Origin of the sequence: Dyella thailandensis (assembly GCF_050749815.1) — a bacterium.
Classification (GTDB): domain Bacteria; phylum Pseudomonadota; class Gammaproteobacteria; order Xanthomonadales; family Rhodanobacteraceae; genus Dyella_A.
On the sequence record NZ_CP192735.1, the window covers coordinates 1,904,240 to 1,917,194 of the forward strand.

Below are 12,955 nucleotides of genomic sequence, written 5' to 3' on the forward strand. Positions count from 1 at the left end.
GCGTGATTGAGCTTGATCAACGCGATGGTCGAAAGCCCGCCGTACTCTGTAGGAGCCCGCTCGCGGGCGATGCTCCTGGCACCGATGCACCATCAAAAGCAAGGCATCGCCCGCGAGCGAGCTCCTACCGGGTCAGAGGGTCACGGGGTGGGCAGTGGCTTTTCGCGTGCTTCGCGGCGGCGGGCGGCGCCGCGCACGATGCCGTAGATGCCGATGGCGATCCACGCCACTTCGAGCAGGAATGCTGACCAGTTGAAGCTGCCGAAAACCAGCGAGAGCAGCACGCCGAACGCGCCGACGATGTTCATCAGCTGATACGCCAGCTTGTTGCCGTGCAGCCGGTGGGCCTGCAGTAGAAAGTACGCCAGCAGGATCAGCAGCACGCCGGCGTAGCCGGCCAGGTCGTACCAGTGAAAGGTCATCGCTTTGCACTCCGCTGACGCAAGGCCTCGAACAGCACCACGCCGGTGGCCACCGACACGTTGAGACTCTCCATCGTGCCTGGCATCGGGATCTTCGCCACGAAATCGCACAGCTCGCGGGTCAGCCGGCGCATGCCCTCGCCTTCGCTGCCCAGCACCAGCGCCACCGGCCCCTTGAAGTCCACGCCGTAGATCGAGGTGTCGGTATCGCCGGCCAGGCCGGTGATCCACACGCCCGCGTCCTTCAGCTCGCGCAGTGTGCGGGCGAGGTTGGTCACCGCGATCAGCGGCACGCGATCGGCGCCGCCGGCCGACGCGCGGCGCACCACCGGGGTCAGGCCCACCGCGCGATCCTTCGGCACGATCACCGCCGTGACGCCGGCCGCCGCGGCGCTGCGCAGGCAGGCGCCGAGGTTGTGCGGATCGGTCACGCCGTCGAGCACCAGCACCAGCGTGTTGGGGCCATCACGCTCCATCAGCTTAGCCAGGTCGCCCTCGTGCGCCATCGGCGGCGGCTCATACAGCGCCACCACGCCTTGATGGCGCGCCTCACCGGCCAGCTTGTCCAGCTGATCGCGCGGGCGATGGTGCACTGGAACCTTCAGCGCCTTGGCCTGCTCGGCCAGCGCCTGCACGCGCGCGTTGCGCTGGCCCTGCTCCACCAGCACCTCGCGCACGCGCTCGGCATCGTTGCTCAGCGCACCTTCGACCGGGTTGATCCCGACGATCCAACTCTCACTCATGACTTGCCTTTGGGTTTCGAGGAACGACCGCCGCGCTTGCGCCCACCGGCCGAGGCCGGCGCGGACTTGCTGCCCTCGCTTCGGCGTCCACCGGACGATTGGCCCGAGGCACCCTTGCGCGGCGCACCCTGGCTGCGGACCTCCTGCGAAGACGAACCACGACGCTTGCGCGACGCCGTTTCGGCCGCGGGAGCCGGCGCGCGGGAACGCGGCGGTGGATTATCGCTTGCCGGCGCGGCCACGGGCAGCTCCGCGTCGCGACGTCCGAACGCCCGACCGATCGCCTTTGCCGCGCGGCCGAACATTCCCGGCGCCTTCTCTGCCTTCACCGCCGGCTTGGCCGCCTTGGGCAGCGAGTAGCGCTCGCCACTGGCGGAGTAGTCGTAGGCCTTGGCCGTCCGCGGCGGCGGCACGCCCTTCTTTTTCTGCGGCACCAGCCGGAAGTCGATCTTGCGATCCTCCAGGCTGGCACGCAGCACCTGCACGCGCACGTGGTCGCCCAGGCGGAACTGCTCGCCGGACTTCTCCCCCTTGAGCAACTTGCGCAGCGGGTCGAAGTGGTAATAGTCGTTGGCCAACTGGCTGATGTGCACCAGGCCCGACACCTTCGAGTCGTCCAGCTCGACAAACAGGCCGAACGAGGTCACGCCGGTCACCACACCGTCGAACTCGCTGCCGACGTGCTTACTCATCCAAGCGCACTTGAAGCGCTCGTCGACATCGCGCTCGGCCTCCTCGGCGCGGCGCTCGCGCTGGGAGGTGTGCACCGCCAGCGAGGCCATCTCGGTCGGCGTGTAGCTGTACTTCTCCGGCTTGCCTCCGGTGAGCGCGTAGCGGATCGCCCGGTGTACCAGCAGGTCCGGATAGCGGCGGATCGGCGAGGTGAAGTGCGCGTACGCACTCAGCGCCAGGCCGAAGTGGCCGCGGTTGTCCGGCTGGTACGCCGCCATGCTCTGCGCACGCAGCAGCACCGACTGGATCAGCTCGCGCTCGGGGCGCTCGCGCACCATCCGCAGCACCTCCGAGAAATCCGCCGGCGCCACTTCGGCGATCGGCGGCATGCTGAGCTTGAACTCGCGCAGGAACTGCTGAAGGTCCTCGTATTTCTCCGCCGGCGGCGGCTCGTGCGCGCGGAACAGTGCGGGGATCTTCTTCTTCTCGAGGAACAGCGCGGCCTGCACGTTGGCCGCGATCATGCATTCCTCGATCAGCTTGTGTGCGTCGTTGCGCTCGGTGGCGCCCATGGATTCCACTTCGCCGCGCTGGTCGAGGCGGAACTTCACCTCCGGCGTCTCGAAGTCGATCGCGCCGCGGCGCTGGCGCTGCTGCGCCATCGCCTTGTACAGCGCGTGCAGGTTCTCCAGCTGCGGCAGCACGTCGGACACTTCGTCGCGCGCATCGGCATCGTTCAGGCCGACCACCTGCCACACCTTGTCGTAGGTGAGGCGCGCGTGCGAGAGCATCACCGCGTCGTAGAACTTCGACTTGGTCACTTCGCCGCTGGCATCGACCTGCATGTCGCACACCATGCACAGCCGCTCCACCTTCGGGTTCAGCGAGCAGATGCCGTTGGACAGCGTCTCCGGCAGCATCGGCACGACGAAACCGGGGAAGTAGGTGGACGTGCTGCGCTCCACCGCCTCCTTGTCCAGCGCGCTGCCGACGCGGACGTAGTGGGACACGTCGGCGATCGCCACGATCAGCCGCCAGCCGCCACCGCGGCGCGGCTCGGCATACACGGCGTCGTCGAAGTCGCGCGCATCGGCGCCGTCGATGGTGACCAGCGGCAGCTTGCGCAGATCCACCCGCCCCTCGCGTTCGGCGGCGGTGACTTCCGGCTCCACCTGGGCCGCATCGTGCAGCGCGCCAGCCGGCCACTCGCTGGGCAGGTCGTAGCTGGCGATCGCCATTTCCACCAGCAGCGAGGGCTGCAGGCGCTCGCCGAGCACCGAGCGGACCGCACCGAGCGGACCGCGGTGCTGACTCGGCGGGTCGGTGATCTCCACCACCACGATCTGGCCGTTGGTGGCTCCCAGCTCCTGCCCGGCGGGAATCAGGATGTCCTGATGCAGGCGACGATCGTCCGGCGCCACCACGGTGACGCCGTTCTCCACCACCACGCGACCCACCAGCCGCGGCGAGCGACGCTGCAGCACCTCGACGATGGCGCCCTGGCGGCGGCCGCGGCGGTCGAGCCCGACCACGCTGGCCAGCACGCGATCGCCATGCATGACGGTGCGCATCTGCTGCGGCGAAAGATAGAGATCGTCGCCGCCCTCGTCCGGACGCAGGAAGCCGTAGCCCTCGACGTTGGCGATCACCACGCCCGGAATCAGGTCGAGCTTTTGCGCCGGCGCGTAGTCGCCGCGGCGGCCCTGCAGCAACTGGCCGTCGCGCACCATCGCGCCCAGGCGCTTGCGCATGGCCAGCAGGTCGGTTTCGTCATCCAGCTTCAGCGCCTCGGCGATGCGCGCCTCGCTGAGCCATTCGCCGCGATCTTCCAGCAGGGCGATGATCGCCTCGCGGCTGGGAATCGGGCGCTCATAGCGCTGGGCCTCGCGCTCGGCGTGCGGGTCGCGGATCGCACCGGAGCCCTTGCGCGGCGCGCCGCCGTTGGAGCGCGGTTTGCGTGCGGCGGCCTTCGGCGTCGCCGCGTCTTGCGGATGCGTCGGCGCGTTGCCCTTGCCGACGCGGTTGGATTTTTTTCTGGTCACTCAGTTGCCTTGTTGAGAGCGCGGTGCACGAGGGGCACCGACGCGGGGAAAATTCTGCGACAGGATAGTTGACAACCCTCGGGGAGGTGCCTACTCTACGCGGCTCGCGCTGACCGAAAGGTTGCGCGGACCACCTGCCCAGGTGGCGGAATTGGTAGACGCACTAGTTTCAGGTACTAGCGGGTAAAACCGTGGAGGTTCGAGTCCTCTCCTGGGCACCAATTGTAGACGAAGCCCGCAGCGATGCGGGCTTCGTCGTTTCCGCGGTTCATGCATGCCGCAGCGGATGACCCGCAGATGCCCGCCTCGCCTCACGCCCTCGCCACGCGCCGCCACTGGGTGTTCGACATGGACGGCACGCTCACGGTAGCGATGCACGATTTCGCCGCGATCCGCCGCGCGCTCGACATCCGTGACGACGAGGACATCCTGGCGCACATCGCCGCCCTGCCTCCCGCCGACGCCCGCGCCAAGCGCGCCTGGCTGCTGGAGCATGAGCGCGAGCTGGCCCATGCCTCGCGGCCGGCACCCGGCGCGGCGGAACTGGTGCGCGGCCTGGTCGCGCGCGGCTGCCGGCTCGGCATCCTCACCCGCAACCTGCGCGAACTGGCCCTGATCACACTGGAAGCGATCGGCGTGGCCGACTGCTTCGATCCGGTCGACGTGCTCGGCCGCGAGGACGCCCCGCCGAAACCCGACCCGGCCGGCCTGCACCACCTCGCCTCGCGCTGGACCGTGCCGCCCGCAGAGCTGGTGATGGTGGGCGACTACGCCTACGACCTGGCCTGCGCCCGCGCCGCCGGCGCTGCCGCCGTACTGGTGAACCTGCCGGGCAACCCCTGGCCCGAGCTCACCGACTGGCGCTTCGACGACTGCGTGCGCCTGCACGCCGTGCTGGCCTGAGCCGCTCGCCGATCTGTAGGAGCCCGCTCGCGGGCGATGCTTTTGGCGCTGATGCCACATCAAAGCTAAAGAGCATCGCCCGCAAGCGGGCTCCTACAGAAGCGGGGCTCAGCCTGGGTGGGGCGGGCCTTTCAGCTCGACCATGTTGCCTTCGGGGTCGAAGCAGTAGATCGAGGGGCCCTCGCCGCGGGCGCCGTAGCGCGAGCCGATGCTGCCCAGCCGCACGTTGTGGGCTTGCAGGTGCGCCACGATCGCCGCCTCGTCGTAGCCGGCCACGCTCAGGCACAGGTGATCCATGTTGCGGCCTTCGTCGTCCGGGGCCCGGCCGCCATAACGGCCGAGCTTGCCGTCCACGCTCACCAGGTCGATCAACGACGCACCGGCGCGCAGCTGTACCAGGCCAATCTCGTCCTGCCGGCGCTCCTCGCGACAGCCCAGCACGTCGCAGTAGAAGCGCTGCAGCGCTGCGGGGTCGCGCGCACGCAGCACCACGTGGTCGATCTGTTCCAGTTGGAAGGGCGGCAGGCTCATCGCGGCGCTCCGGGGTGGGGAGCGGGCATGGTAGACGCCGCGCCATGGTGACGCACCCGGCCAGGTGCCGCTTGAACCGCCCCCACCGGCTCCGCCGGGTGCCCAGACAGCGGCCCGCCGCCCTGTATAATCGGCCGGGTAAACGCACGATGGGAGAAGCGTTCGGACCCTCACCGGATCGACCGCTGCCGAAGGCGCAACGCCCGTAATCGCTCAGGCCCAAAAACCATCGTGCGCAAACACTCTGGAGAGACCGGTTGAATCCGGCGCCGAAGGGGCACCAGGTGCGGCAGTGAATCGCCCACCTCCAAACTCTCAGGCAAAAGGACAGAGGGGCGCCCCGCGTGCGGCACGGCACGTGTATTCCCGGATGCCCCCAGCCATGAGCCAGTCTTCCTCCCCCTCGCTGCGCGAGCTCGAGCACCACGGTTCCTTCATCGAGCGCCACATCGGCCCGAACGACGCCGAGATCACCCACATGCTCGACGTCATCGGCCAGCCCTCGCTGGAAGCGATGACCGACGCGATCGTGCCCGCCTCGATCAAGTCGCCCGCGCCGCTGGCCCTGCCCGCCCCGGTCACCGAGGTGGAGGCGCTGGCGAAGATCCGCGCGATCGCCTCGAAGAACACCGTCTTCAAGAGCTTCATCGGCCAGGGCTATTACGGCACCCACACGCCGAACGTCATCCTGCGCAACATCCTGGAGAACCCCGCCTGGTACACCGCCTACACGCCGTACCAGGCCGAGATCTCGCAGGGCCGCATGGAGGCGCTGATCAATTTCCAGACGATGTGCGCCGACCTCACCGGCATGGACATCGCCAACGCTTCGCTGCTGGACGAGGCCACCGCCGCGGCCGAGGCGATGACCCTGGCCAAGCGCTCGTGCAAGTCCAAGAGCAACCTGTTCTTCGTGTCCAAGGGCGTGCACCCGCAGACGCTGGAAGTGCTGCACACCCGCGCCGAGGCGATGGGCATCGATCTGCAGATCGGTGACGACGCCGAGGCCGCCACCGTCGACAGCTTCGGCGTGCTGCTGCAGTACCCGGATACCTTCGGCCAGATCCACGACTACGCCGCCGTCGCCGCCGCCGTGCACGCCCGCGGCGGCCTGGTGGCGGTGTCCACCGACCTGCTCGCGCTCACCCTGCTCAAGGCACCGGGCGAATGGGGCGCGGACATCGTGATCGGCAACAGCCAGCGCTTCGGCGTGCCGTTCGGTTTCGGTGGCCCGCACGCCGCGTTCATGGCCTGCCGTGACGCGTTCAAGCGTTCGATGCCGGGCCGACTGATCGGCGTGTCGGTCGATGCCGAGGGCAAGCCCGCCTACCGCCTCACCCTGCAGACCCGCGAGCAGCACATCCGCCGCGAGAAGGCCACGTCCAATATCTGCACCGCCCAGGTGCTGCTGGCGGTGATGGCCTCGATGTACGCCGTCTACCACGGGCCGGACGGCCTCAAGCGCATCGCGCGCCGTACACACCGCCTCACCGCGATCCTCGCCGCCGCGCTGCGCAATGCCGGCGTCGAGGTCGGCCAGCACTTCTTCGACACGCTGCACATCACCGGCGTGGATGCCGACGCGGTGCATGCAAGCGCCGAGCAGCGCGGCTTCAATCTGCGCCAGATCCACGGCACCGCCATCGGCATCAGCCTGGACGAGACCACCACCCGCGCCGACGTGATCGCGCTGGCCGGCCTGTTCGGCGCCGAGATCGACAGCATCGACGCGCTCGATGCCGCCACCGCCGACGCGCTGCCGCCCGCGCTGGTGCGCAGCAGCGACTTCCTCACCCACCCGGTGTTCAACACCCACCACAGCGAGCATGAGCTGCTGCGCTACATGCGCATGCTGGCCGACAAGGACCTGGCGATGGATCGCACGATGATCCCGCTCGGCTCGTGCACCATGAAGCTCAACGCCACCGCCGAGATGATCCCGGTGACCTGGCCGGAGTTCGGCAACATCCATCCGCTGGCGCCGGCCGAGCAGGCCGAGGGCTACAAGGAACTGATCGACGGGCTGGAAGCGATGCTGGTGGAGTGCACCGGCTACGACGCGGTGAGCCTGCAGCCGAACTCCGGCGCGCAGGGCGAATACGCCGGCCTGCTGGCGATCCGCGCCTACCACCGCTCGCGCGGCGAAGGGCATCGCGACATCTGCCTGATCCCCGAGTCCGCCCACGGCACCAACCCGGCTAGCGCGCAGATGTGCGGCATGCAGGTGGTGGTTACCGCCTGCGACGCCAACGGCAACGTCGACGTCGCCGACCTGCGCGCCAAGGCCGAGAAGTACTCCAGCCGCCTGGCCGCGCTGATGGTCACCTACCCGTCCACGCACGGCGTGTTCGAGGAGGAGATCGTGCAGATCTGCGAGATCATCCACACGCACGGCGGCCAGGTGTACACCGACGGCGCCAACATGAACGCGCTGGTCGGCGTGGCCAAGCCCGGCAAGTGGGGCTCGGACGTCAGCCACCTCAACCTGCACAAGACCTTCTGCATCCCGCACGGCGGCGGCGGCCCGGGCGTCGGTCCGTGCGCGGTGAAGTCGCATCTGGCGCCGTTCCTGCCCAAGACCTTCGGCGGCGAAGGCGATGTGGGCATGGTCTCGGCCGCCAGCTTCGGCTCGGCCAGCATCCTGCCGATCAGCTGGATGTACATCGCCATGATGGGTGCCGAGGGCTTGCGTCGCGCCACCCAGGTGGCCCTGCTCAACGCCAACTACGTCGCCAAGCGCCTGGCGCCGCACTACAAGACGCTGTACACCGGCCGCAACGGCCTGGTGGCGCACGAGTGCATCCTGGATCTGCGCCCGCTCAAGGATGCCACCGGCATCGGCGCCGAGGACGTGGCCAAGCGGCTGATCGACTTCGGCTTCCACGCGCCCACGCTGAGCTTCCCGGTGGCCGGCACGCTGATGGTCGAGCCGACCGAGAGCGAGAGCCAGTACGAGCTGGACCGCTTCATCGACGCGATGATCCAGATCCGCGGCGAGATCCGCGCGATCGAGGAAGGCAAGCTCGACCGCGAGGACAACCCGCTCAAGCACGCCCCGCACACGGCCGCGATGGTCTCCGGCAGCGAGTGGACCCACGCCTACCCGCGTGAGCTGGCGGCCTTCCCGCTGCCCAGCCTGAAGCTGCAGAAGTACTGGCCGCCGGTGGCGCGCGTGGACAACGTCTACGGCGACAAGAACATCATGTGCGCGTGCATCCCGGTCGAGGCCTTCAAGGGCGAGATCGAGGCGTTCAGCGAGCCGAACGTGATGTAAAGGCGCGCCCTGCGCGTCCAAGAAAAGCCCCGCCCCGGCGGGGCTTTTTCTTGCCGCAGGCTCAGAACGGCAAGGCCGCCGGTGTGCTCAGGCAGCGCCGCTCGAACTCGCCCGGCGGCATCGGCAGCGACAGGTAGTAGCCCTGCACCTGGTCGCAGCCCAGCGTGCGCAGCAGCTCGGCCTGCATCGCGGTTTCCACGCCTTCGGCCACCACTTCCATCGCCAGCGTGTGGGCCAGCTCGATGATCGCGGCGATGATCGCGCGGGCCTCGGTGCCGCCCTCGTCCAGCGCCTGGATGAAGAAGCGATCGATCTTCAACTGACGCACCTGGAATTTCTGCAGGTAGGCCAGGCTGGAATAGCCGGTGCCGAAATCGTCGATGGCGAACTCGAAACCGCGCGCGCGGAAGTTCTGCAGCATCAGCGTGGTGCGTTCGGCGTTCTCCATCGCCATGCTCTCGGTCACCTCGAACATGAGGCACGACGGATCGCTGCCGGCCTCGGCGACGATGCGCGCGGCGGTGTCGACCAGGCCGGGCTGGTTGAGCTGCAGCGGCGACAGGTTGATCGCGATGCGGATCGGCGGCAGGCCGCGCTTGCGCCACACCTCGAGCTGCCGGCAGGCCTCACGGATCACCCATTCGCCGATGCGGCCGATCTGCCCGCTGCGCTCGGCCACCGCGATGAACTCCATTGGCGGTACTGCGCCCAGCTCCGGATGCGTCCAGCGCGCCAGCGCCTCGGCGCCGACGATCGCCCCGCTGCGGCTGTCGTACTTGGACTGGAAGTGCAGCGACAGGCTGCCGTCCTCGATCGCGGTGAGCAGGCCACGCTGGATCGTCAGCGCCCGCTCAGCGCGCTCGCGCATGCTGGTGTCGTAGATGCTGTAGCCGTTGCGGCCGCACTGCTTGGCTGCGTACATGGCCACGTCGGCGTGCGCGATCAGCGCCTCCACGTCCTCGCCGTCCTGCGGGAAATGCGCCACGCCGATGCTGGGTGTCACGCACAGCGAGGTGCCTTCGATCACGAACGGATCCTGCATCACCTGCAGCACCCGCTCGACGATGCCGTGCGCCGAGTCCGGCGCGCGCATGCGCTCGAGCACCGCCACGAACTCATCGCCGCCGATACGCGCGACGCTGTCGTAACGCAGCTGCCCGGTGAGGCGCTCGGCCACCGCGCACAGCAGTCGGTCGCCGGCGCCGTGGCCAAGTGAATCGTTGATGTTCTTGAAGCCGTCCAGATCGATGTACAGCACCGCCACGTGCCCGCTGCCTGCCCGGGCGCCCACTAGCGCGTGCTTCAGCCGTTCCACCAGGGTCACCCGATTGGGCAGGCCGGTGAGCGCGTCGTGCGTGGCCAGGTAACGCAGGCGGTCGTTGAGGTCGTCCAGCGACCCGGCCAGGCGGCGTGTGCGTCGGTACAGCCGGGTCACCCATTCGGACAGCCCGATCGACGCCGCCATCGACACCAGCGCGACCATGCCGATCATCATGCCGACCCACACCACGGCGGCCGAATCGGCCTCGTCGCCGCCGGGGAACCGCGCCCCGGACACGCGCATCGCCACGTGCAGCGCTGCGCCCAGCACCACGGCGATCGCCACCGCCGCCGGGATGCGTCGGCTGAGCGCGCGGTTGTGGCGCGCCCGGAACACGTGTACCAGGCGCAGCGCGCCGGTGCCGACGACGCTGGCCAGGCCATACCAGGCCCACATCGCGTCCACCTGGCCCACGCGCACCGACGGCAGGTGCAGCGAGGCGACCATCAACAGATGCATCGGCAGCACGCAGGCGCCCGTGGCCAGGCCACCGAGCACGAGCCGCCGCGGCGAGAGCGTGGCGACGTTGGCCACCACCAGCACCACCGCGGCCAGCAGCATCGCCACCAGGCCGGAGGCAATGCACAGCAGCGGATCGAGCCCGTCGCGCAGCTGCGGCACGCGCGCCAGCACGCCCACGAAGTGCTGCGACCAGATGCCCAGCCCCACCATCCAGATGCCCACCACATACCAGCTGACGCGCTGCCAGCGTTCGCGCGAGGCGGCCAGCCGCGGCGCGATGTCGAACGCCTGGTACACCGTCGTCGCTGCGATCAGCGGTGCGACGAACGCCAGCACAACGTGGAAGCTACCGATCATGCGCGCCGCGTAGGCCAGGGGTGGGTATCGCAAGCATAGCGGCAACCGATGATCCGCCTTGAGGTGCCGCCAGTCCTCTTGACGATGCCACGGGCGGCTTTCGTCGCCCCCAAACGCGGTTTCGTCGCCGCGGGCGTAGCGCGGGCGGCGGGCGCGATTAAGCTCTGCGGCATCCTGTCCATGCCGGCTGCACCATGCTCAAGAGCCTGTCCTTCGTTCTGCGTATCGCCCTGGCGTGGTCGGCCTTGTTCCTGGTCGGCGCGCTGTTCTGGAGCGCGACACCGGGCTATCACGACCAGCACTTCGTGCCGCTGGTCTACTTCATCACCCTGGCCTTCGTGATCACCGGCGCGTTTTCGCACCTGGGCCGAGTGCGACTGATCGCCGGCGAAATCGACTCCAGCGCGCTGGCCAACCGGCAGCGCCGGCAGATCGAGATCCCGTTCGAAGCGGGCGAGGCGTTCGACCTGATCGACGCGGCGATCCGCGAGCTGCCGCGCATCGAGGAGGTGGAGAGCGCCCGCGACAGCTTGCAGATACGCGCCAAGATCAACCGCCCGCAGCCCTACGGCCGCCATTGGGTGCAGCGGCTCAACCCGGCCAACTGGCTGGGCAGCCTGCGCAACCAGATCACCGCCACGGTCACCCCGGTCAACGGCACCGGCAGCGTCACGCTGCTGTGCGAGCCGGAGGCGGCCGCGTGGAGCGACTGGTTCCGCGTCGACGACGGCACCAACCTGGAGAACGCCGAGGCAGTCACCCGCGCCATCGCCCGGCGGGTTGCCGAGTACCGCCGCAACGAGCAGCGCGCCGCCGCGCAGACCGCCACCGAGAAGGAACTCACCGTGGCCCGGCTCAACCTGCTGCACGCCCAGGTGGAACCGCACTTCCTCTACAACACGCTGGCCAGCGCGCAGCTGCTCACCCGCAGCGAGCCGGCCCAGGCCGACCGCATGCTCGGCCATCTCATCCAGTACCTGCGCCACTCGCTGCCCAGCGCCGACGAGTCGCTATCCACCCTCGGCGACGAGCTGGAGCGCACCCGCGCCTACCTGGAGATCATCCGCATCCGCATGGGCGCGCGGCTGGCGCTGGAGGTGGACGTGCCCGACGCGCTGCGCACCATCGCGCTGCCGCCGATGATGCTGCAGACCCTGGTGGAGAACGCGATCAAGCACGGTCTGGAACCCAAGCCCGGCGGCGGCACGGTGTGGATCTTCGCCCGCCGCGACGAGGACCGTGTGATGGTCACCGTGGCGGACAACGGCCAGGGCTTCGGCGTGGCCACCGGCGGCACCGGCATCGGGCTGAAGAACGTGCGCGAGCGCCTGCGCCTGCTCTACGGCGAGCGCGCCTCGCTGGCGGTGGTGGCCAACGTGCCCGACGGCGTCGCCGCCACCATCACCGTGACGGCCATTGCCGCGACGCCGGCCGGCGCGTCGAAGGTGACGCCGTGACCCGCGCCGTCGTTGCCGAAGACGAACCGCTGCTGCGCGACGAACTGGTGCGCCTGCTGCACCAGGCGTGGCCGGAACTGCGCATCGTCGCCGAGTGCGAGGACGGCGCCAGCGCGCTGGAGACCATCGCCGAGCAGCAGCCGGAGGTCGCCTTCCTCGACATCCGCATGCCCGGCCTCACCGGCATGGATGTCGCTACAGCCGCCGCCACTAGCAGCCCAGGCACGCAGATCGTGTTCACCACCGCCTACCACCAGTACGCCATCGACGCGTTCGAGCGCGGCGCCATCGACTACCTGCTCAAGCCGGTCACCCCCGAGCGCCTCGCCGCCACCGTGCAGCGCATCCAGTCGCGACTGGCCAGTGGCCGCCTGCCGGCCGATCTCGGCCAGCTGCTGCGCGATCTCGCGCAGGGTGCGGCCACCACACCCAAGGCCCCTCCATTGACCTGGATTACCGCCAGCACCGGCCGCGAGACGCGACTGATCATGGTCGACGACGTCGCCTACTTCCGCGCCGACAACAAGTACACCGTGGCGATGACCGCCGAGGGCGAAGCCCTGCTGCGCACGCCGCTACGCGAGCTGCTCGAAGTGCTCGACGCGCAGGTGTTCCGGCAGATCCACCGCTCCACCATCGTCAACCTCAAGGCCGTCGCCTCGATCGTGCGCGAGGACACCGGCCGCGGCCTGCTGCGGCTGAAGAACCGCCCCGAAACCCTCACCGTCAGCCAGCCCTTCATGGTGCTGTTCCGGACCATGTGAGCGCCCG

The 12,955-nt window shown here is 69.1% G+C and carries 9 protein-coding genes, 1 tRNA gene and 1 riboswitch; of the genes, 5 read left to right on the forward strand and 5 right to left on the reverse strand.

Annotated features, from left to right (window positions below; translation table 11 throughout):
- Positions 1–140 precede the first annotated feature (140 nt).
- From ACQVBX_RS08900 to rnr, 3 genes are read right to left on the reverse strand one after another with little or no spacing between them, the layout of a single operon-like run.
- The gene (locus tag ACQVBX_RS08900) at positions 141–422 is read right to left on the reverse strand and encodes a CBU_0592 family membrane protein (protein WP_253568374.1); all 282 of its coding nucleotides are present in this window, start codon (positions 420–422) and stop codon (positions 141–143) included.
- Positions 419–1,165: a 23S rRNA (guanosine(2251)-2'-O)-methyltransferase RlmB gene (gene rlmB / locus ACQVBX_RS08905; RefSeq protein ID WP_431638010.1), complete on the reverse strand. Its 747-nt coding sequence runs from the start codon at positions 1,163–1,165 to the stop codon at positions 419–421. The genes ACQVBX_RS08900 and rlmB overlap by 4 nt, the downstream gene beginning before the upstream one ends.
- Positions 1,162–3,879, reverse strand: a complete 2,718-nt coding sequence (gene rnr / locus ACQVBX_RS08910) for a ribonuclease R (RefSeq protein WP_431638011.1) — start codon at positions 3,877–3,879, stop codon at positions 1,162–1,164. The genes rlmB and rnr overlap by 4 nt, the downstream gene beginning before the upstream one ends.
- A 136-nt stretch (positions 3,880–4,015) precedes the next feature.
- Here rnr and ACQVBX_RS08915 point away from each other — a divergent pair.
- Both ACQVBX_RS08915 and ACQVBX_RS08920 read left to right on the forward strand, forming a co-directional pair.
- A tRNA-Leu gene (locus ACQVBX_RS08915) sits at positions 4,016–4,100 on the forward strand.
- Between the two features lie 76 nt (positions 4,101–4,176).
- A complete protein-coding gene (locus tag ACQVBX_RS08920) occupies positions 4,177–4,782 on the forward strand; it encodes an HAD family hydrolase (RefSeq protein ID WP_431638012.1) in 606 nt (201 codons plus the stop codon).
- 108 nt (positions 4,783–4,890) lie between these two features.
- Here the strand turns inward: ACQVBX_RS08920 and ACQVBX_RS08925 are convergent, their stop codons facing one another.
- On the reverse strand, positions 4,891–5,313 hold the full coding sequence (locus ACQVBX_RS08925; protein ID WP_431638014.1) for a VOC family protein: 423 nt from the start codon (positions 5,311–5,313) through the stop codon (positions 4,891–4,893).
- Positions 5,314–5,547: 234 nt separating this feature from the next.
- Positions 5,548–5,654, forward strand: a riboswitch (glycine riboswitch).
- Between the two features lie 41 nt (positions 5,655–5,695).
- On the opposite strand from ACQVBX_RS08925, the gene gcvP reads away from it, so the two are divergent.
- Positions 5,696–8,587: an aminomethyl-transferring glycine dehydrogenase gene (gcvP, locus tag ACQVBX_RS08930; protein WP_431638015.1), complete on the forward strand. Its 2,892-nt coding sequence runs from the start codon at positions 5,696–5,698 to the stop codon at positions 8,585–8,587.
- Positions 8,588–8,648: 61 nt separating this feature from the next.
- On the opposite strand, the gene ACQVBX_RS08935 is transcribed toward gcvP, so the two are convergent.
- Positions 8,649–10,760, reverse strand: a complete 2,112-nt coding sequence (locus ACQVBX_RS08935) for a putative bifunctional diguanylate cyclase/phosphodiesterase (protein ID WP_431638016.1) — start codon at positions 10,758–10,760, stop codon at positions 8,649–8,651.
- A gap of 161 nt (positions 10,761–10,921) precedes the next feature.
- Here ACQVBX_RS08935 and ACQVBX_RS08940 point away from each other — a divergent pair, with 161 nt between their 5' ends.
- Both ACQVBX_RS08940 and ACQVBX_RS08945 read left to right on the forward strand, forming a co-directional pair.
- On the forward strand, positions 10,922–12,184 hold the full coding sequence (locus ACQVBX_RS08940) for a sensor histidine kinase (protein WP_431638017.1): 1,263 nt from the start codon (positions 10,922–10,924) through the stop codon (positions 12,182–12,184).
- Complete coding sequence (locus ACQVBX_RS08945) at positions 12,181–12,948, forward strand: LytR/AlgR family response regulator transcription factor (protein WP_431638018.1); 768 nt, start codon at positions 12,181–12,183, stop codon at positions 12,946–12,948. Before ACQVBX_RS08940 ends, ACQVBX_RS08945 begins: the two co-directional genes overlap by 4 nt.
- Positions 12,949–12,955: the final 7 nt, after the last annotated feature.

Excerpts from the sequence above, each read along its gene's own strand:
- ACQVBX_RS08900 (WP_253568374.1), bottom strand. The coding sequence starts at position 422 with ATGACCTTTCACTGGTACGACCTGGCCGGCTACGCCGGCGTGCTGCTG.
- rlmB (WP_431638010.1), bottom strand. The coding sequence starts at position 1,165 with ATGAGTGAGAGTTGGATCGTCGGGATCAACCCGGTCGAAGGTGCGCTG.
- ACQVBX_RS08920 (WP_431638012.1), top strand. The coding sequence starts at position 4,177 with ATGCCCGCCTCGCCTCACGCCCTCGCCACGCGCCGCCACTGGGTGTTC.
- ACQVBX_RS08925 (WP_431638014.1), bottom strand. The coding sequence starts at position 5,313 with ATGAGCCTGCCGCCCTTCCAACTGGAACAGATCGACCACGTGGTGCTG.
- gcvP (WP_431638015.1), top strand. The coding sequence starts at position 5,696 with ATGAGCCAGTCTTCCTCCCCCTCGCTGCGCGAGCTCGAGCACCACGGT.
- ACQVBX_RS08940 (WP_431638017.1), top strand. The coding sequence starts at position 10,922 with ATGCTCAAGAGCCTGTCCTTCGTTCTGCGTATCGCCCTGGCGTGGTCG.